The organism is Saccharothrix sabaoui, from assembly GCF_051756985.1.
GTDB lineage: Bacteria > Actinomycetota > Actinomycetes > Mycobacteriales > Pseudonocardiaceae > Actinosynnema.
Map to the genome: position 1 here is coordinate 1 of NZ_JBPKJK010000041.1, position 19,212 is coordinate 19,212.

Annotated in this window: 20 protein-coding genes; all 20 read right to left on the reverse strand. The window is 69.8% G+C overall.

The genetic code is table 11. From position 1 onward, the window contains the following. Positions 1-90: 90 nt before the first annotated feature. The 20 genes from ACR807_RS15220 to ACR807_RS15315 all read right to left on the reverse strand — a co-directional run bounded on the left by ACR807_RS15220 (position 91) and on the right by ACR807_RS15315 (position 19,159). A complete protein-coding gene (locus ACR807_RS15220; protein WP_438921957.1) occupies positions 91-951 on the reverse strand; it encodes a bifunctional DNA primase/polymerase in 861 nt (286 codons plus the stop codon). Positions 952-1,287: 336 nt separating this feature from the next. Continuing rightward, the gene (locus ACR807_RS15225) at positions 1,288-2,340 is read right to left on the reverse strand and encodes a DUF4192 domain-containing protein (protein WP_438921958.1); all 1,053 of its coding nucleotides are present in this window, start codon (positions 2,338-2,340) and stop codon (positions 1,288-1,290) included. Between the two features lie 106 nt (positions 2,341-2,446). Continuing rightward, entirely contained in the window at positions 2,447-2,866 is a 420-nt protein-coding gene (locus ACR807_RS15230) for a hypothetical protein (protein WP_438921959.1), read from the reverse strand. 287 nt (positions 2,867-3,153) lie between these two features. Next, the gene (locus ACR807_RS15235; RefSeq protein ID WP_438921960.1) at positions 3,154-3,561 is read right to left on the reverse strand and encodes a hypothetical protein; all 408 of its coding nucleotides are present in this window, start codon (positions 3,559-3,561) and stop codon (positions 3,154-3,156) included. 196 nt (positions 3,562-3,757) lie between these two features. Further along, entirely contained in the window at positions 3,758-4,006 is a 249-nt protein-coding gene (locus tag ACR807_RS15240) for a hypothetical protein (protein ID WP_438921961.1), read from the reverse strand. After that, on the reverse strand, positions 4,003-4,485 hold the full coding sequence (locus tag ACR807_RS15245) for a hypothetical protein (RefSeq protein ID WP_438921962.1): 483 nt from the start codon (positions 4,483-4,485) through the stop codon (positions 4,003-4,005). Before ACR807_RS15245 ends, ACR807_RS15240 begins: the two co-directional genes overlap by 4 nt. A gap of 161 nt (positions 4,486-4,646) precedes the next feature. Further along, positions 4,647-4,826: a hypothetical protein gene (locus ACR807_RS15250; protein WP_438921963.1), complete on the reverse strand. Its 180-nt coding sequence runs from the start codon at positions 4,824-4,826 to the stop codon at positions 4,647-4,649. Positions 4,827-5,085: 259 nt separating this feature from the next. Beyond that, on the reverse strand, positions 5,086-6,495 hold the full coding sequence (locus ACR807_RS15255; protein WP_438921964.1) for a hypothetical protein: 1,410 nt from the start codon (positions 6,493-6,495) through the stop codon (positions 5,086-5,088). A 77-nt stretch (positions 6,496-6,572) separates the two neighbouring features. Further along, on the reverse strand, positions 6,573-8,315 hold the full coding sequence (locus ACR807_RS15260; RefSeq protein WP_438921965.1) for an ATP-binding protein: 1,743 nt from the start codon (positions 8,313-8,315) through the stop codon (positions 6,573-6,575). A 66-nt stretch (positions 8,316-8,381) separates the two neighbouring features. After that, complete coding sequence (locus ACR807_RS15265) at positions 8,382-9,632, reverse strand: hypothetical protein (protein ID WP_438921966.1); 1,251 nt, start codon at positions 9,630-9,632, stop codon at positions 8,382-8,384. A 298-nt stretch (positions 9,633-9,930) separates the two neighbouring features. Next, a complete protein-coding gene (locus ACR807_RS15270; protein WP_438921967.1) occupies positions 9,931-10,716 on the reverse strand; it encodes a hypothetical protein in 786 nt (261 codons plus the stop codon). Positions 10,717-10,719: 3 nt separating this feature from the next. Then, positions 10,720-11,235, reverse strand: a complete 516-nt coding sequence (locus ACR807_RS15275) for a hypothetical protein (RefSeq protein ID WP_438921968.1) — start codon at positions 11,233-11,235, stop codon at positions 10,720-10,722. Positions 11,236-11,637: 402 nt separating this feature from the next. Continuing rightward, complete coding sequence (locus tag ACR807_RS15280; RefSeq protein ID WP_438921969.1) at positions 11,638-12,594, reverse strand: hypothetical protein; 957 nt, start codon at positions 12,592-12,594, stop codon at positions 11,638-11,640. A gap of 171 nt (positions 12,595-12,765) precedes the next feature. Then, positions 12,766-13,257, reverse strand: coding sequence for a hypothetical protein (locus tag ACR807_RS15285; protein WP_438921970.1), 492 nt, complete (start codon positions 13,255-13,257; stop codon positions 12,766-12,768). A 118-nt stretch (positions 13,258-13,375) separates the two neighbouring features. Beyond that, positions 13,376-13,999: a DUF6884 domain-containing protein gene (locus ACR807_RS15290; RefSeq protein ID WP_438921971.1), complete on the reverse strand. Its 624-nt coding sequence runs from the start codon at positions 13,997-13,999 to the stop codon at positions 13,376-13,378. Further along, positions 13,888-14,376: a hypothetical protein gene (locus ACR807_RS15295; RefSeq protein WP_438921972.1), complete on the reverse strand. Its 489-nt coding sequence runs from the start codon at positions 14,374-14,376 to the stop codon at positions 13,888-13,890. The genes ACR807_RS15290 and ACR807_RS15295 overlap by 112 nt, the downstream gene beginning before the upstream one ends. A 238-nt stretch (positions 14,377-14,614) precedes the next feature. After that, positions 14,615-16,462: a ParB/RepB/Spo0J family partition protein gene (locus ACR807_RS15300; RefSeq protein WP_438921973.1), complete on the reverse strand. Its 1,848-nt coding sequence runs from the start codon at positions 16,460-16,462 to the stop codon at positions 14,615-14,617. A 183-nt stretch (positions 16,463-16,645) separates the two neighbouring features. After that, on the reverse strand, positions 16,646-17,023 hold the full coding sequence (locus ACR807_RS15305; RefSeq protein WP_438921974.1) for a hypothetical protein: 378 nt from the start codon (positions 17,021-17,023) through the stop codon (positions 16,646-16,648). A 288-nt stretch (positions 17,024-17,311) separates the two neighbouring features. Further along, positions 17,312-17,821 (reverse strand): hypothetical protein, encoded by a 510-nt coding sequence (locus tag ACR807_RS15310; RefSeq protein ID WP_438921975.1) that lies wholly within the window; start codon positions 17,819-17,821, stop codon positions 17,312-17,314. A gap of 357 nt (positions 17,822-18,178) precedes the next feature. Continuing rightward, a complete protein-coding gene (locus ACR807_RS15315) occupies positions 18,179-19,159 on the reverse strand; it encodes an MFS transporter (protein ID WP_438921976.1) in 981 nt (326 codons plus the stop codon). Positions 19,160-19,212: the final 53 nt, after the last annotated feature.

A 19,212-nucleotide genomic window follows, 5' to 3' on the forward strand; every position in this document is an offset into this window, starting at 1 on the left:
ACCCCCGACGCGCGTGTGCGACTCCTCGGACGCGAAGTCGGGTTGCAGACCATAGAGAAGCCCTTTACCTGCCAAGAGATGGTCGGCAGGTCAGCGGAGATCGGCCAAGCTGCGTGGTCGGGCTCTGCCCCAGGCGAGCCCGTCGCTGATGGTCGTCTCGGCCTCCCGAACGCTCCAGCCTTCGACTCCGTCGTGCTCGGCGGCGGCGGCGTGCAGCACGGCGCGGGCTTCGTGCTCATCGAGCTCGCCACCGCCCACCCACCGACCGAGTCGGCCGGCCGCGCGCAGCAGGGTGTGGTGTCGCTGCCCGGGAGGTGCTGTGCGTACCTTGTCGGCTTCACCGTTGACGACGGCGTCGAGGTAGGCGTCGGGGTGGCGTGGTCTCCTGCTCGTCGAGCGCAGCGGCTTCGGTGGCTCGGGCGGCAACAGCAGGGGAATCAGCCACGGTGGCAGTGCCGCGATCGGTGCGCGGTTCATCGGCTTGTAGATGCCGGTGGTGCTGACGGATCCGGCGGCCACGATGTAGCCGCCCGCACCGCGGGTGTCGACTCGCCAGCCGAGACGTCCGATCGTGTTACGCAGCTCCGGTTCGGCGGGTGCCCGGAAGTACAGGTGCAGCCCGCCGGACGGGGTCCGGACGGTAAAGGTGTGAGCCGGGTAGGGCTGGCCTGCGGCGTCGGCCACGCGCGCCAGGACGTCGCGACCGTGCTTGGCTCCTGCCCACTCGGGTGGTGGTTCGTGTCCGTGGGCGTCGTCCAGGTCGAGCACGTACAGGCCGCTGGGGCGACAGGCGATGCCCACGTTGTAGGGCAGCGATCTCCAGATGTCGCGTATCCGCTCGGGGTCGCGGGTGGCGGCGGACTCCCACCTCTTGTCCTTGGGGATTTTGCTGCGCGGCCACAGCGGGATCACGTGGTGACCGTCGCGAGCGGCGTCGAGCGCGACGCGCATCAGTCGCGGTGAGACGCTCGTATGAGTTCCCGGAGATCGTGCTGTGCTCACGATGCTCAAGGCAGTCCTGCCCTTCCTGTTGGATGTCGGGTGCCGGTGATGTCGCGGGCCTCGCCGCGGATGAACTGCGTGACCGGCAGCAGCGGTCAGCCGGCTGTGCCGTCCCCGAGGATCTCGGCTGAGTGGTTCATGGCTGCTCGACTGGCTGGAGCGCGGTCTCGTTCCTGAGCTGTTCCGTGGCAACGGTGGTGTACCCCTGGGCGAGGCAGCCGGGTGCGAGGCGAGGATGGGTCCGGTGGTGCGCTGTCGCGGATGCGGGGAACGCGGCCGGTCGGGTTAGACGAAGTTGGCCATGACCAGCTGCTCGGCGGTCTCGGCCGCGTGGTCCACGATGGGGCGCAGGCTGTCCGGGGGGATCTGGTTGTCCAGGGCGGTGCCCAGCAGCGCGGCGAGTCGGTGGCCGGGGACGGCGGTCTCGGCACGGTCGAGCGCCAAGGCGGCGAGCCCGCCGTCGCCGCGCAGGTAGGCGGACAGGGCCAGCAACACGGCCGGCTCCGCGCACTCCGGGGTCGGGCACGCTCGGGTGAGTTCGGTCCACAGCTGTTCGGCGGCGTGGGCGTGTTCTCCCGCCGCGGTGGCGATGCACGCGTCGCGCACCATGGGGTCGGACAAGGCCACCGCCAGGACGGCGACGTCCTGGTCGGAGAGGGCCTCCGACCGTTCGCCGGTCCGCCTCACCTGGTGCATCACCAGACGGTAGGAGTCGCGCGCCGATCGCCAACGGTCCTGATCCGGCAGCAGGTCGATCATGTTCGCCCGACGGGCCAGAGCGTTCTGGGGGTCGGGCCGCACCACGGCGAGGCGGTCGTCTCGGCTGTCGAACACGTGCAGGCCCTGCGCCGCGGCCTTCACCGCGAGCAGGGAGGTCTTCGGGTCCGGGAGGGCGCCGGTGTGGAACGGGTTGTCGTAGTCGCGCCACTGGGCTCCGGCGGTGACCGCTGTGGTCCAGAACATGTGCAGTGACGTGTCGTACTCGGTGATCGTGCGTCGCAGCCGGGTGACCAGAGCGGTGCGCGGCAGCAAGAGACCTTCGGGTTCGCCGCCGCCGACGACCACACCGATGACCGCGGCACCGGGGTGGCGCGCCACGACTGTGGCGATCTGGTCGACCAGGCTGTCGGAGAGGCTGTCGTCGGGCAGCTCGGCACACATCGTCAGCTCGATCAGGTCGTCGACGATGATGTTGATCAGCAGTGCGTCACTCGGGTAGTAGCCGATCAAGTGCGGCGAGGCGGCGATCAGCTCGCCGGGCTCGCTCAGCTTGGCCGGGGTGCTCAGGTCCAGTGCGTAGGCGGACGTGGTCGGGTCGGGCGTCGAGTCGGACGTCATGATCGTGCTCCCTGGTGGATGTGATCGGAGGGGTGCGGGCGTCGAGGGACGTCCGCGATCGGGTGGCCGTGAGCGGAACCGGACGGCGGCAGGTCCGGGCCGGTGGTCAGTCGTGCTGGGCTATGCGCTCGACGCGCATACCGGCCTGTTCGGTGAGCAGGGCATAGACGTCGTCGCCGACGTGGAAGCCAGCCAGCTCGTGCCACGCCCTGCCGTCGTAGAGCACCTGGGTGCCGTCGGGTCCCTGTATGACGCCTGCGGGGAGGTACTCCAGGTGTGACGGGCCCTGGGTGCGGAACGCGAAGGACACCGCCTCATCGGTGGTGTCGAAGCGGACGACGGGAACCCCGGCGGGGATGGCGAACTCGGCGCGGCGTCGCAGGAACTCCGGCAGCGTGTTGTTCGACCGCATACTGCTGATGCGGCTGTGGTGGTCTGCGGCCTTGGTGTCGTGGATGGTGCTGGTGACCTGGTCTCTGGTGGCGGCGACCACGATTAGGCCGACCTGGTAGCGGTGCGATCGCATGGGTTGTGGTTGTCTTTCACGGTTGATGGCTGTGACTGCCCGGCTGGTGATTGGCTTCGGTGAGCCGCTGGTGTCTGTCGCGTGGTGGCGGGGCGCACTCGCGTAGGCGTCGGCGCCGGACATGCGGGGGCAAGCCTGCGGGTGTCCTGTCCCGTGGGCTTGCCCCCGGTCCGGTGCCGACGCAGCGTGGGCGTGCCCCGCCACCGCGACGGTCGCCGGTGGCTTCGCTGCCGCGGGGCGTGCGTCAGGTGCCGGGCTTGCCGCACCGGCTGTTCACGCCTGTTGCCTTACTGCGTGGGTGGGCGGTTCGTGTGGAGCGCGACGATCCTCAGCTCCAACGAGCGAAAGGTGCGGGAGCTGGCGGGGTTCGTTGCACGCGTCCGTGTGCGCTGCACGAGTTCGACCGCGAAGTCGATGCCGCCAAGGATGGACAGGATCGTCTGGTGCGGGGTGAACCAGTCCTGCTCGTTGTGCACCCGGCACAGGGCGGCCAGTGACGGCACCGCGTGGGTGAGCAACGTGTCGGCCTCCACCTCCGGAACGGTGAGCCGCACGGCCGCGCCGTCGACCAGTCGCGCGGTCAACGCGGCGAGGGCCTCGTCGATGGCTGAGGCCATCTCCCGGGAAGCGGCGGCCCCTGCGACGTGCCTGCCGCTGTAGCGGGCGGTCTCCCACGTGTCGCGGGCGTCGGCCAAGCGCCTGATGAGGGCGACAAGATCTGCGAGGCTGGTCTCGGAGTCCGCCGAGTCGGTGACGTGTCCGCCGTCCCCGTCGGGTCGGAACGGCTCGGTATCGCGAACGTCGGCTTCGGAATCATGGGAGCTCAAGGCGGTTACCTCAGGAAATTATCGAGATGGAGCGAGCCGTGGCTGGAGTCGGAAGCCCTGGCGGTCAGTGGAGCGCGGGTTCAGCGCAGTGTTCGCCGTGCGCGGTGAGCCAGCGCGTGGCCGCAGCGCGGTCGTGCAGTGAGAACTCCAGCACTCCGGCGAGCACGTTGACTTCGATGCAGGTCAGTTGCGCGCCCAGGTGCTCGGCGAGCATCGGGCCGGCGAACACCTGACCGAACGTGCCCACCGGGTCGTAGACCACGGCGTCGACGCTCGGAGACGGATTTCCGCTGCGGCGATCGGACGTGGTCATCCGGCACCGACCGGGACCTCGTCGACAGAGGAGGGAATTGCCGTCTGCACTGGCGGCCACGGCGTCCACGAGTCGTCGCCGACCGTGACGACGACCGCCTGGGCGCGCTGCTGGAACTGCTCGGAGGTGATGCAGCCGACGGTGGCTTCCAACGACAGCAGGTAGTGCTCGGCCTCGGCGTGCCGGTTCGCCGCGACCACGTCGGGCAGCCTGCGCAGAGAGCTGACCAACAGATCGGGTAGTACGTCGCCGTATTTGAGGTGGGCCGCGCGCCGGACGGCCGCGAGGCGGTCGTGCAGGTTGTGCACGTGGTGTGGCGGGTCGTCTGGGACGAGGGTGAAGGACTCGCGGCGTACGTGGTTGAGGGCGATGTAGTCGTGCTCGTCGACGAGCTCGTAGCGGAGACCGTCGGGGGTGTCGTCGGCGGAGGCGATTCGGTAGCGCCCCCAGTGGTCGTCGAGTGATCCGTGGTAGTTCACCCATCGACCTACTTCGGTTTGAGGTGGCGCGATTGCGGATGAGGTGCGTGGTGGCTGCATCGGCTCTTCCTTTTGCTGGTTGGGATTGCGATCGGCTTGGCGGGCCGAGTCACCCGGCCATGGCTCGGCTCGCCGTCGCCGTCTTTGGCACGCTGGGGTGGTCAGGACTTCTGCTCGGGCCACCGGGAGAGCTCGACGATGTGCTCGTCACCGGAACTCGGTCCTTCCCAGTGCCAGTCCCCGACGTCGATGAGGCGCACCAGGGCAGTGCCGTCGCCGTTGTCGTTGAGCAGTTCGGCGGTGACGCCGGGGTAGTCCAGGAAAACGCGGATCTGGCTCATCTGTGCCTCCGGTGGGACGTCGGTGGATCGCGGCCGGGCGGGCACAGCGGGTGAGGGTCCGAAGGACGTCATGCGCGCAGTGCTCGTTCATCCGGGCGGGATCGCGTAGCGACCGAGCGCAGCGAGGCCGGTCTCGCCCGGATGAACGGGCATGGAGCGCTTGACGTGAAGCCCTCGCCCGCTGTGCTGCCATCAGCGCGATTCATCGACGTCGCGAATGGAGGGGAGTGCCTACGGCCTCGAATCGTGGCTGTGGCGGTCAGGGACGAACGGCCTCGTCGAATGCGTGCACGGCGCGGTGCGACGAGGCCAGCATTGCGGTGGTGATGACCTCGTGGTCGGCACCGGCGAAGCTGGAGGGCAGGATCGCCCAGTGGTCGGTGGCGACGTGTCCTGCCTTCAGGAACGGGTAGTGCGGACCGTCGATGATCTTCAGTTCGATCGGCGAGGTGCGGTCGGCTGGGTCGATGACGAGCAGTCCGCTGCCGCGTGCGGGCGGGGTGGTGACGTCGTTGACGGGGAGGGCGATGTGTTCGGTGCCGCCGACGGTGCCCAGCGCCAGGTACTGCACCGGGCCGGTCACCTGCACGACCCGCAGCTCCCGCCCCCAGGCGGGCTGCGCCAGGAAGGCGATGACGTCGCCAGGTCGGACTCGGCGCAGTAGTTGCAGTTCTGTCGGAGCGGGGGAGAACAGCTCGGCCAGCAGCAACGCCAAGTCACGCAGCGTCCGGGCGCGGTCGGCGGGGATGTACCAGTCGTCGAGGGCGTCGAGCTGCTCGGCGCGGTGGCGCAGGGCGTCGACGGCTTGGCGGGGCCGTCCGCCCAGGGCGGTCAGCGTCGCTTCGACGATGACCGCCGTGGTGAGGCCGTCCTCGACGCGGGTTTCGGTGGGGCGCTGATCGGCGCGGCCGGTCTTGCGACCGCCGTTGAGTTCGTCGAGCGCTGCGCTGATCGGGTGCAGGAACGGTTCGGGCTTGCGGCCGTGTACCCAGGGCAGCGGTCCGTCCAGGACGCCGCGCAGGAGGGTGACGACGCTGTGGCAGGCGGCGTCGCGGGCCGGTGCGGCGGCCAGCGCGTGCAGCATCGCCGCGGTGTGCAGCGCCCGCGCTCCGGCGGCCAGATCCGGTTCGGCGGGGTCGTACCCGACACGCAGCGGGTCACGCCAGGAGGCGACCTGCTCCAGGACCTCCTTCGGCGGGCGCCCCCAGTTGATCGGGGCGCCGGTGGTGTTGGGCAGATGCTCCAGGGTTTCGACGTAGTCGGCGAACGCCTCGGCGGACAGGTCCAGGCCGGCGTGGGTGGCGTCGGCCTGGCCGTAGGCGAGGTCGGCGAGCGTGGGCACGTGGGTGGCGGTGGCGACGTGGACGACGTGGCGGCGGCCGTGGCGGGTGGCGGGGGTGGAGCGCGCGGTGAACGACAGCAGCTGTCGTGACGGTGACAGGCGCAGGTCGGTGGCCGAGCCGATCATGCCGATGGTGCGTGCCCGACCGGCCTCCCAGGAGTCGGTGTTGCGCTTGGTGGTGGGAGGGGTGGCGTCGCGCAGGACACGCAGCACCTCGTCGATGCTCGTCCACGGCGCTTGCTGGGAGGTGTCCTGGACCAGGGTGCGGCGGTGCAGTAGCGGCAGCGGGGCGTCGGCGACGGGTTCGATGTCGGGTTCGGTGGTCATGGCGGTGTTCCTCTGTGAGTGGGTGGTGTCCGGATGAGCGGGCGTGCGCCGTGCGTTGTGGCGGTCCGCGGGCCCGTTCACGTGGTGGTGAGGGAAAGGCTTTGCAGGCGTAGTGCGATGGCCTGCTCGACGTGCCGGCTTTCGGGGTGATCGCAGGCGTCGAGGTCGGCCAGCGACCAGGCGACGCGCCGGACCTCGGCGACGCCGCGTCGGCTGAGCAGCCCGGCCCTGTGGTGGCGGTCGAGCAGCTCCCACGACGCGCGGGGGAAGACGCTGCTCATGGCCAGGGCGTCCTCGGGAATTTCGGAGTTGGTGGACACGCCGGCGGCCGACCACCGGCGGGCGGCGCGCAGCCGCGCGGCGGCGACGCTGTTGGCCAGCGCCGGCAGCGTCGCCGCGGCCTGCTCGGGCCGGTCGGGATCGGGCCGGTGTTCATGGTCGGCGTGGGTGACGTGCAGCCGGACGGAGACTCGGTCGTAGATGAACGGCGGCACCTGCCGCATCTCCGAGGCCAGGTCCACACAGGACAGGACGAGCAGCGGGTCGGCGGTGAAGCGGGTGGGCGTGCCGTCGACGTCCAGGAACACCGCGCGTTTGTCGATGATCTGTCGGATCACCGCCCACTGGGTGGGTGAGCGTCGTGCGGCGTCGGTCAGGTGCAGCACGCCGTGGGTGGCCAGCAGTGCCGCTCCGGGCCGACGGGAGGTGCCCGCCAATGCCGACCACGACGCGACGCGGCCAGGCGCCTGGTAGGGCGGGTTGTGATCGATCGGCACGCCGTCTGCGTGGGCGTCGTGGCGTCGGTTCTCGGCCAGGGTGCGTGCCTGTTCGTCGGTCAGTGCGGGCAGCAGGGCGGCGAGCATGCGTGCGAACAGGGTCCGGTCGGCGTCGTCGGGTCCGGTGAGCAGGACGTGGTGTCCGCCTGCGACTGCCGTTGCCAGCCCGCGCGCCACCCAGGGCGAGAGCACCACGTCGTCGAGGATGGTTGGGATCGTGCGTTCGGGCGACGAGTGGGCGGTGGGAGCCGGGGTGAGCGCGTCGCGGCGGCCGTGGGCGTAGGCCACCACGTCGGACAGTGTGGCCGCGCCGAGCACTTGGACACCGTCGAGCGCGGGCAGCGGGTCCGTGTCGGGCACGATCACCCGGTGGACGTCGGTGCGTCCCCGAAGCGAGCGCAGGCACTCCCAGAGGTCGGGTGTCGAACGCACGCTGCCGTCCAGGGTCACGCCGCCCAGCACGATCGTGTCCTGGAGCGGCGGCATGTCACCGGCCGCGGTCAGCACCGCGACGGCGACGGCGAGATCGTGCATCGGGTGCTCGCTCCCGACGAACCGATCACTGTCGATGCTCACCGGCGTGACCGGGTAGGGGAGGTCGGAGTTGCGGATGGCCGCCTTGACCCGGTCCCGCCGCTCCGGTGTGACCCGGCGACGACCCGACAGTGCAGGGCGGAGGTGGCGGTCGGCTCCGAGGGCGGCGGTGATCACCACGTCGTGGGAGCCGCCGGCGATCGGCATGAGAGAGCGGATGTGAGCGGTCTGCATGGTCTTCCCTGCTGTGGAGAACTTCACGGGTTGTCCGAGAGGTGGGTGCGCGGCTGGCCGTGGCGTGGCCGAATCGAGGTCTGCTGCGCCGCCGACCCGGTGAGCGGGCGATACCGGCCCCGGGTCGCCTTGTGGCAGGGCGCACGCTGTTCGGTGACGGTGGCCGCCCGGGTGTCCTCGCTCGGTTCCCTGAGCGGCATACCGACTGCTGGTCGCTGCGGTCGGCCGCACCTGTGGGTGCGGGCCTGGGTGACGGGCTCTTTTCACCGACACCACGGGCCCACCCCGTCGCTACCGGGTGGGCCCGTGCCGTGCGCGTAGACGTCGAGGGCTTGTTGCCTCCTACCTGGCCAGGGCCATCGCGCGCAGGGCGAGGTCGTCCAGCGCGTCGGCGCGGCTGGGGTCGGCCACGGTCTGGCTGTAGCTGGTGATGGCGTTGGCCAGGCCCGCCGCGGTGGTCTGGCCCCCGGCGATGAAGTGGCGCAGCACGCCCTCGCGTTCGGTCTCGGTGAACCCGAGTTCGCGCTTGAGCACCTGCACGGTGGTGTGCGGCTCGGTGACCGGCGCCCCGGCCTGCTCCTCCAGCTTCGCGACCTGCTCGGCCAGGAACCGCGGCGAGAGCCACTCACGGACGTGGTCACGGGCCTGCGCGGAGATGACGTCGAGCTGCTTCTTGACGGTGTCCTGCGACCAACTGATCGTGCCGCCCTCCATCTTCTGCCCGAGGTGGACCTTGCGGAACGCCAAGGCCGGCAGCGTCAGGCCGTTGCGGCAGATCCGCACGAACAGCTCCGGCTTGAGGGTCACCGAGCCGGAACCGATCTCGGAGTTGGAGAAGCGGAACCCGGCGAAGACCACCGGCTCCGAGCCCGGCTCGTAGCCCAGGCCCTCGGCGGCGGCGAGGCGGCGGCCGGTGTCGAGGTCGGTGGTGACGCGCTGCCGGTCGGCTTCCAGGGTCGGGTCGGCGAACGGGTTGCGGTAGCCGGCCAGCAGGGTCGGCGCCAACCGCTCGACGGCGGGCGAGTAGACCTTGCAGTGCATGGAGGAGTCGGTCAGGTCGCAGGAGCGGATCTCGACCTGCACGTCGGCCTGGCGGATGCCGTCGAGCACCGCGGTGAGCAGGTCGAGGTTGTCGACCATGCCGAACCGGTCCGACAGCATCGCCCGCAGCACTCCCGGCTCGCCGTCCTGCCCGCGGAACAGCCGCAACAGAAACGACCGGGAGTCGGCCGGGTAGATCACGCTCGTCTTGCCTTCGGCGGTGCGCTTGGACTTGCCGTGCAGCAGCCCGTTGACGTTGGCGTCGAACAGGTCGGGCCGCTCGGTGCGCATGAAGCGCAGGTACTTCTGGTTGATGCCCAGCTTCGCCGCGATCGTGGTGTCCGCGGCGGCGGTGGGCACGTACAGGCCGTCGACCAGGGTGACGCCGTGGTCGTCGACGACCGGCTCGACCCCGGACAACTGGATCGCACCGTTGCGTGCCCGCAACGCGGTGGCCGGTGCCACCACATCGACCTTGGCGGCGTTCTGCGTGCGCAGCATGTCCAGCATGTGCTCGAAGGTGGCGTTGCGCACGGTGGTGGTCAGGGACACGGGAACTCCATTCCGAAGGGCCACGCGCGCACGGCGGTGTGGCCCTTGCACTCGGTTGATCGGCGGCGGTGGCGTGGTCGGTCGCCGTCGCCTGGTGTGATGGCGGTGATGTCCGCCCCTGGTGTCGGTGGGGCGCGGCCGGTTGGCCGTGGCGGCGGCAGAAGGGGGCAAGCCGTGCTGTTTGCGGCTTGCCCCCTTGCCGCCGCTGCGGCAGGCTGCGCGGGCCCACCGACACGGGGCGGACAGCGGCGCTGACGGGTGTTGCCTCAGCGGGAGGCGACCGGCCTGGTGCGGCGGGTCAGTCGCAGTCGCACTCGGCGACGCCGGCGCTGGTGACGAAAGCGCACTGCGGGGTGTGGAACTTGGTCAGGATGACGCCGCCGTCGGCACGACGGATGATGATCAACGGATAGCCGTTGAGTTCAGCCCACTCAAAGTCGTCCGGGTCCAGGCGCACCCGATCGGCGTCGTAGCCGTGGGTGGTGGCCACCAACGTCTGGAGGATCTCCAGCAGGTCCGGTCCCGGCGTAGCAGGTGCTTGCGGTGCTGCGGCGTGCTCGTACCGGGCGAGCAGGCCGCCGTCGCAGTTCGACAGGTCTATCCCGGTGTCCGGTCCCAACCGCTCGGCCAGAGCGTGCAGGGCCGCGTGAACCAGGTGGTCGGGTTCGGGGTGCTCGGTGCCGATCCGGACGCTGTAGGCGCCGCGGGCGGTCAGGGAGCCGCCGGGACGGCGGCGCACGGCCAGCCGCAGCTTCTGCGCGGTGGTCAGCGGATCGTTGTCGAGGTCGACGCCCAGCGAGTGGAACCACTCGTCCAGCAGCTCGACGGCATCGCCTCCGGACACGCTGCGTTCCGGGTCGTCGTGCTCGAGGTCCTTGTACCGGCGCAGCAGGCGCATGACCGCCGCGCCCTCGACAGTGTCGGGATCAAAACCAACAGCATCAGCGGTGACGTCGCCGGCCTCGCACCGGTCGCCCTGCCCAGGGTCCACTTCACCGGTATCTCCGTGTTCGAACGGCCGGAGGGAGCGGGAGGGGGCGTCGGCCACCGGGTTGCGGTCGGCGGGCGTATGTGATGTGGACATGCGCTACACCGCCAGCGAGGAGAACATCGGCAGCCGGTATGCCTCTGATGCCGGAATCAGGTCGATGACGTCGCGCTCGCGCGTCCACTGTTCAACGAACCGCAGATGGACCGACAACCATTGGCGGGCCCAGCCTGGCATGGCGTCGGTGACCGGCCGGTGACTGTTGCCGCCGTAGAACGTCATGAAGATGCCGTCCTCGTGCTGCCACGCGAACTCGGCGGCGATCCGGGCCGGGATGCAGGCCAGCTCGGCGGCGTGCCACCGGGCGCCGTAGGCGGTCCAGGCGTCCCCGCCGACCACGAGCGGCTGCACGACCAGCCGCAACGGCTCATCGTGGCCGACCAGCCTGCCCTTGGGATCGACCGGACGGACCTGCCGGCACTGCGGGCACTGGCCGTAGATCGAGGTGGGGTGACGGTCCGATCGCGGTCCGATGCTGCCTTCCGACGCAGACCGACGACGGCCGGCGCAGCGGTTGGTGTCGACGAAAAGACCGTTGGAGTTCTCCAAGCGCATGACAATCTTCCTATTGGCATTGTCCGATCCTCGATAGTTGCGCGATTATCGGAGCGTGGCTTAGCGGTCGACCGGGTGCGAATGACCGATGAGTCCACTTCTTCAGTGGCGGATCTTTCGTTCCTATTCGGTCGAAACCGACGCTGTCGTATAAGGCGTCGGGCCCCGTCCGGTGGGGCGCACTCGAATGGCGTTCGTGGCGGGTAAAGGGGGCAAGCCGCAGCTTTTCCGCGGCTTGCCCCCGGCCCGACGCGGACGCAGAGTGCGCACGCCCCACCGGACGGGATCCGCGCCCAGCTCCGTGCCCACCTCCTGGTCAGGGCCGGGTCACGAGAGCTGCTGCCGACCTCGATCAGCGAGCAGCCCGATGTCGCGCAGCCCTGAGGTGTGCGAGTGGTCGGATCAGCGCAAGCCCGACCAGCGGCGGTGCAACTGCCGTCCGTCCTGGTTGAGCGTGATGCGGAAGACCTCACGCGGACCGTCGTCGGTCTGCACACGGAAGGCAATTTCGCTGGAGAGCAGATGCGCTGCCGCGAGCAGCGCGTAGCCACGAGCCTCTTCTCCGTCGATCGGGCGCCAGGGCTCATCGGGATCGTGGATGTAGACGGTCTGCTCACCCCAGCGGCGCACATACCGGCCGCTGGCGACCAGTTGCAGTGCCCGGTGCACGATCCACCGCGCCGGGGCATCGAACCCACCGGAAACACGGGTGAGCGACTCGGGACGGGGAAGCAGCTCGGCCTGAACGCCTGCGGGTCGTGTACGCCGCCGCAGGGTCTTGCGGATCGGTGGCGTCGGTGCATCGGCGAGGACGCCCCGACAGGGGGCGCAGCGGTTGCGCGGCGACGCCGGCACGGTGCCCACGGCGGCGTCGACATCGAGGCCGCCGCACTGGGCGCACCGGTACCCGACGTCGTCGACGTTGACTCCGGCACGGTCGCAGGCGGCGTGCGTGCCGCCGAACACGATGGTCTCGGCGAGGCGTTCTGCGGCCTGGTGCTCGGCGAGTGTGGCCAACTCCGAGGCGCTACCGCGGTCGATTAGCGCTGCGAGCAGGCCGTTGGCATGCCGGGCCAGGCCGGAGCGGCGCAGTGGGTCTCGACGCCCGGCGAGGAACAGCTCGAACCGGCCCGCACGCCACGCCAACAGCGCGTCGACCGACTGCCCGGCGATGCGCAGGGTGAGCCTGAGCTCCATCCCCGAGCCGGTGTCCACGTGCAGTGTCTCCACCCGCAGAGTCGCCGAGATATGCTCGGCGACCGCGCGGGCGAAGGTCGTGGCGGGCACCTCGCCGGGCAGGTGCACTGCGGACAGGTTGCTTTCGGTCCCGTCCGGAACCGTGGCGTGCAGGTAGACCACGATGCCGCTCCTGGTAGGTGACGGTCACGGGCGCGACCGTTGAACGTAGCCATCGGTCTGCTGTGCTCCGATTGCCGATCAGCACGGCGTGCACGGCGCCGGTTCGTACCTCCTTTGAGGACAGATGCCTGGTGGTCTTCCCTGTGGGCCGGGGCGGACGCTGCGAAGCGCTCACTCGAGGCTCGCTTCCAAGGCCGTGAGCTGCACCGGGTCGAGGTCCGCCAGGTCGGCTGTGGTGAAGTGGTACAGCCGTTCCCACTCGTGGTCGTGCCGGTTGCAGAGCACGCGCAACCCGGCGGTGTCGAACAGGTAGAGCCATCGGTAGGCGGGATCGGGCTGCTCGGTCAGGCGGCCGGTGATCGGGTGCGACGCCGACTCGGCGAGGACGTAGCCGATGCCGCGGTAGGGCGTGATGTGCTGGGGCGTGAAGGGTGCGCGTTGGCCGGTGTCGAGTTCGTAGCCGGCCGCCCAGGGGTTGATCGACTCCCAGTCATGGCGCAGGAGTGCCCGAACGAGGCGGTCGACGTCGCCGTCGTGGTGACGGTGCAGGGCCTTGCTCAGCTCGGCCACCTGGACCGCGGGAAAGCCCGCTCGTGCACACGGGCGAGCTGTGTAGGTGACGCCGTCGGAGGCCAGTTGACCGATCAGTGATCGAGGCGACATGGATTGCTTCTTCCACTCGATGTTGGTTGCGGTGCGGGCAATACGGTTGCTTCGATCGCGCCCGGGATTGTGATGTCCGGTGCGCGGCGATGCTCCGGCGCTGCGGTGAAGGGCCCGGCTACTGCGGCCGGATGTGGTGACGGACTTCCTGCGATCGACGTAGATCGGCGAGAACCCGGCGCTGATGGCCGATGCCCGGCGCAGCCTGGTAGGCGTCGCGCAGGTGCAGCGTGTGCGTGTGGTGTCGCCGGATCAGGTCGAGGGCTTCACGTAGCCGGGCCACGTATGCCTTGGGGAGGAAGGCGACGATCTCGGTGTGGTGGTCGTCGGTGATGGCCGCGAGCTGGTCTGCCAGCCGCCAGGCGGCCACCGCCCCCGGCGTGGTCATCGACTGCTCGTAGGGCGCGATCTCGGTGTCGGGATCGACAAGCCCGTGCCGGGCGGACAGGATGACCACTCTCGTGGGAATGCCCGCTGCCGTGGTAAGGGCTGCTTCCCTTTCGACGATGGCGAAGCAGTACCGGAACATCGACCCGGTGTAGAGCGATCGCGCCGGTGCCGGGATGTCGAGTTTGGTGCTACTGCACGGCACGACGAACAGCTGCTTCCGCGCGGCGCCAGCCGACGGCCTCACTGGACCTGTGCCCGACCACCCTGCCCGGTGGTGTTCAGCGGGGTGCGGAGCGGGACGGCGTAGAGACGCTCGACGCGGCTCCACGGCTCGTGCTGCTCCCAGCCGCATTCCGACGGAGCGAGGTAGTCCACGGCCGCGGTCAGCTCACGTTGGATCTCGGTCACCAAGTTCTGCCAACGCATGCCGACGGTGTCGCGTGCACGGCTGTGATGTGCTGCGGGCGTGGGCGCTGCCTGGCCTTCGCGCCACAGGGTGCGACCGGCGGCGTCGTGCACCTCGCGCAGCGCCACGCCACCGGTGTCGACGTGCCAATCGTGTGCGTCCACCACCACGAGGCCGGCGTCGGGCAGCACACGGCGGACCAGGTGGGCCGCATTGATGTGCCGCAACTGCGCGTGAGCCAACGCCGCCTGGTGGACGACGGCGGCCAGCGATTCGGTTGTCGCCCGCAGTTCGGGCGGGAGTTCAGAGTGCTCGATGGTCATCACGGTGCTCCTGACTGATCGATGTACAGGTAGGTGGCGCGAGGTTTCGGCTGTTCACGGCCGTGGGCGCGAGTGGTGCCATTCCGCGCGATCAGGCCGTACGGCGTGGCGTCGGCCGTAGTTGGACAGGTTGGTCACGGTGGGGTCCCCCGTTCGGGCCGGTCGGGAGGTGCTACGGACGCCGTCAGGCCCGCACCGGACGATCGGTGCGGGCCTGACGGGCGGAAGCGACGAGCGGTTACGCCGCCTGGGCGTCCTGGCTGTCGGCGGGGGCGAGATGGGGCCACTTCTCGTGGTCCAACTCGGGGTTGTTGACCAGCCGCTCGACGTGGGAGAGCGGGTAGCCCAGTGCGGCGAGCAGCTCGAAGTAGAAGCGGGTGTCCTCGCTGGGGCGTCGCCAGCTGGAGTCGGCGTTCTTGTCGGTGTAGGCGAGGTCCCAGTGCTGCTCGCAGGCGCCGACGACCTGGGCGAGGCGGATCAGCACGGCCTGGGACTCGGTGGTGGACTTCCTGCGCAGCTGCACCGTGATCGGGTGCAGCTCGCGCCGGTGGTCCTTCGGTTCGTCCAGCTTGAGCAGGGTGCAGGCGTAGCGGTGCAGGGGTGCGGCGTCGCTGAGGTAGTCGCCCGCCAGCACCTCGGCCAGCCCGAGCCAGTGGTGCACCCGCGGCGGCAACACGATGTCCTTGGCCTTGGTCTTGCGCCACTGGGCGAAGTGCCCGGTCAGCCACTCCCGGCGGCCGGCTTTGGCGTCACGCCAACTCTGGTTGTTCTCCTTCGTGCGCTTGCGCTCGCCGGCCTCGAAGGCGCTGTCGGGCTCCGGCCGCGCCGCCCGCGCGAAGCGCAGCACGTGTCCGTGGGCGGTGTGGTCGGTGCAGACGTAGTGGACGTCCGGCTCCGGCCGGTCGTGGTCGTAGTCGATGTAGGCGGCGTGGCCGGGGCAGCCAGCGTGCGCCTCGGCGGTGAGCGTGTGCTCGGCCTGCTCGTCGGGGAGCAGGCCGTCGAGTTCGGCCACGTCGTCGGCCTCGGGGTCGATGATCGGCACCCCGCCGGCGCGCAGGCGCGCCTCGGTCTCGGCGATCTTCACCGAGGCGATCGTGTGGTGACCGTGCTCCGTGAACTGCACGCAGAAGTGGGTGACCTCCGCCTTCAGGTCGCGGTCGACCCAGATGGCGACCGCGCGCCCTGGGCAGGCGGCGTGCCCGGCCGGGTCGAGCGCGGTGGTGTCCTCGCCGTCGCACAGCTCGTCCAAGGACGCGCTGTCCTCGGGCAGGTCGTGTCCGGTCTCGATGATCGCGTAGCCCAGCTCGGTGAACCGTGCCCTCTCCTCGACCAGCTTGGCGCGCTGCTCGCGCTCACGCCGCAGCTGTCCGCGAGTCCACTCGAAGTTGCGTGGATCGCGGGTGAGGACCTCCAACAGCTTCTGGTGGGCCTGCTCGTCGCCGTCGAACTCCGCCAGCTGCGCCATGGCCAGCAGGTCGGTGTCGGGCAGGGCCTCGCTGGCGGCGCGCGTGCGCGGGTTGGTCGCGACCGCGAGCCCGGCCCGCACGCGCTCGGTCTTGCGGGACAGGGTCTGCGCGATCGCGTCGGTGTCCAGGCCGGTCAGGGACAATTGCTCGTAGAGACCGGCTTCCTCGGCGGGGGTGTAGCCCTCGCGGTGGATGTTCTCGATGCCCTGGGCCACCAGCACGTCCTGCCGGGTAGTGCCGGGCGCGTGGACCAGGACGTCGATGAGCAGGTCGGGGTTCTCCAGTTCCTTGACCGCGACCGCGGCGGCGGTGCGGTGGAAACCCACCAGCACACGCAACACTCCGTCCACCGGGTCGGGTGCGACGTTGACGATCGAGACCATCGGGTTCAGGCCGTGCTCGGCGACGGATGCCACGAGCTCGGGCCGCTTCAGGCGGATGTCGCCGACCTCGCGGGTGTTGCCCTCCGTACGCAGTTCACGCGGGTCGACCCGGTGCTGGAGGTACGGGTAGGTCTGCTCGGTCGTGGTGTCCACCGGCTCGACGACATCCGTGACGTCGTCGACAGCGATGGTGTCGGCGGTGGTGGTGCCGCGCTCGGCGACAGCGTTCGTGCTCATCGTGATAGCTCTCATTTCAGTGTGTCGTGGACATGGCGGTGCCGTGATCGAGTTACGGAATGTGCTGGTGTGGCAGGAGAAGGCACTCTTCTTCTGGTGCTGTGGCGGTTAGCGCGGTCCGGTGCGGACGAAAAGGCCCGGTTCTCCCATCATGTGGAAGGGCGAACCGGGCCTCCGTAACGGTCAGTCGATCGAGGGATCGACTCGGCAGCAGGTGACCGGGATGCCCTTCAGGTCGTAGCTGTCCCGGCCGCTGAGTGAGGCGTACTTGTCGGAGGAGTACGCCAGGGCCATGGTGGACTGGCGGTCCAACCTCACCACGGCCCTGGTGGTGCGGCCGGGTTCGATCGACTTGACGATGCCGGTGAGGCCGTTGAGGTAGGCGGGCTTCAAGCCGTACAGGGTGACCGGCTTGCCTTCCTTCACGTCGGCCGCGGCCTTGTCCCGCAAGAGTCCGCGACGCTTCTTCACGGCGTCGATGATCCGATCGAGATCGCTCTCGTCGGCCCGCTCCAGCACGAAGCCGATGACCTCGGCCATCGTTGCGGCGCCATCAGTCATAGCGGATGTCCCTCCTGGTGAGACCGACCCGACCCGGTGACCGGGTCGGGCCGGTGGTGTCGCCCCTGTTCGGTGGGGCGCACTCGACAAGGCGGTGCCGACGGGGGAAGGGGGCAAGCCGCGTGTAGTTCGCGGCTTGCCCCGGCCCGGCGGTGCCGCAGAGTGCGCACGCCCCACCGGACAGGGAAGAACCACCGGCCCACTGCGGCAGACTTCCCTGCCGATCAGGACTTCTGCCTCTGCGGAGATGAGTGACGCTTGGGCCTCGGCGTCGACTGGCTGACCTGGTCAGGTGGGCACGATCAGCGTCGCCTCACTGGCCAGTGTGTCGGCGAGGCGCCGCAGTGTGTCGAAGCCGGGCTCGGGGTGGACACCGGTACCCCTGTCACCCCACAGTGAGGTGCCGCTGTGCCAGTTCGACGGATCGTTGTCCACGACCGTGGACCATTCACGAGTGGCCGTGAGCACCTCGGCGATGGCGAACGACTGCCGCTCGTAGCTGTCGCGCTGAGCACGCACGCGGAAGGTGTGCTCGCCGCGGCGATAGAAGCGGACCACGGTGTAGCGATGGCGACCCGGGTCGCTTCCCAGGGTCTCGTGGAATTGGACGAGTTCACCGGGCGCTTCGAGCCAGCCGAGGAGGGCGCTCAGTGCGTCGAAGACGTGACCTGAACGGCGTTCCGGGTCCTGCTGCCGGTAGTCGGCCTGCTCGGTGTCCCAGTTGTATCCGACGACGGCTTCGATGAACGCGACGATCTCAGGCGGGGCGATCCTGGCGGATTGCTGGTCAAACGACATGGGCTTTCTCCGTATCGACGTGACGATGGGTGCCCCGTCGACTCGGTGGCTTGCAACCGCTGATCCATCCGGTCGTGCAACCGACTCGCTTCTCGATCGGAAGTGGCCTGCCAAGGTGGTCGAATCGGCTGGCGAAGCCGCCTTGTCGGTGGGGCGCACTCGGAAGGCGGCGCCGTCGGCACGCAGCGGCAAGCCATCTTTTGCGGCTTGCCTCTGCGTGCTGCGGTGCCGCAGAGTGCGTCGCACCCATCGACAAGGCGGCGGACGGCCGGTTTGGCTGGCGAAGTATTGTATGAATCCGATTACGAAATACGGCTCGGCAACGCTCCAGAAGTGACGCGGCCTCCGACCGCGGGGTCAGGTTCGGGGCTGAAGGGTTCGCCACCGCCCTGCCAGGAGCGTTGCGGCCACGACACCGACAGCACCCGCTGCGCCGGTGACGACGTGCGGGTCGACAAGTTCGGCGGCAAGGCCGCCGAGGGTGACACCGGTGCCTTGGGCGGCCTGCATCGTGGCGACGGCGAAGCCGATGGCCTGGCCGGGGTGGGCGTCGGGTGCGCGTAGCACGAAGGTCGGCTGTGCGACGACGTGGTAGCTGGACGCGGCGCCGGACAGCACGAACAGCCCTACGACCACGGGTAGTGGCGGGTCGAACAGGCAGCCCGGCAGCGGTACGCCGGTTCCGATGGCCAGCAGCGGCATCAACCGGAGTTGGACCGGCTCGGCCAGGACGGCGATGGCGAGGGACGCCGCGGCGCAGCCAGCGAACAGCATGCCCATGGTCGCCGGCCCGCCACCGAGACGCGCGGAGTAGGGGGCGGCCAAGGCTTCGCCGAGGATGTAGGTCCCGGACAGAGTTGCGTAGCCGACGAGAACCAGCAGACGCCGGTCGCGCCACACCACGTCCGCGCCGGCACGAATCCGCTCCCACCACCCGAGCGGCTGGGAACCCCCCGTGGCGATCAATGGCACGAACAGTGTGACCAGCAGCGCGGAGGCGACGAAGGTGGCGGCGTCGGCCAGGAGCGCCCCGCCGGGGCCAATGGCGGCGACCAGGATGCCGCCGGCGGCGAACCCCAGGATCTGCCCCAGTTGCGTGACGGTGGACAGGGCGGCGACCCCGGTGCGCATCACGGCCGGTGCACCCGCCAACTGGACGTAAGCACACCACCTACCAGGGCAGGCCATGAACACGACCACGGCCGCCCGAACGAGGTCGGCGACGATCATGACGGTGCGCCGCGGGTACCGATCGGCCAGCCCCGCGAGCAGCAGACCGCCGAACAGCGCGGGCAGGAAGGTGAGCGCATAGGCCAAGGCGGACCAGGCGGCGGCCATTCACCTGGTCGGCGGCGCCCATCCGGACCCGGGCCGCTTCGCTGTCGCCACCT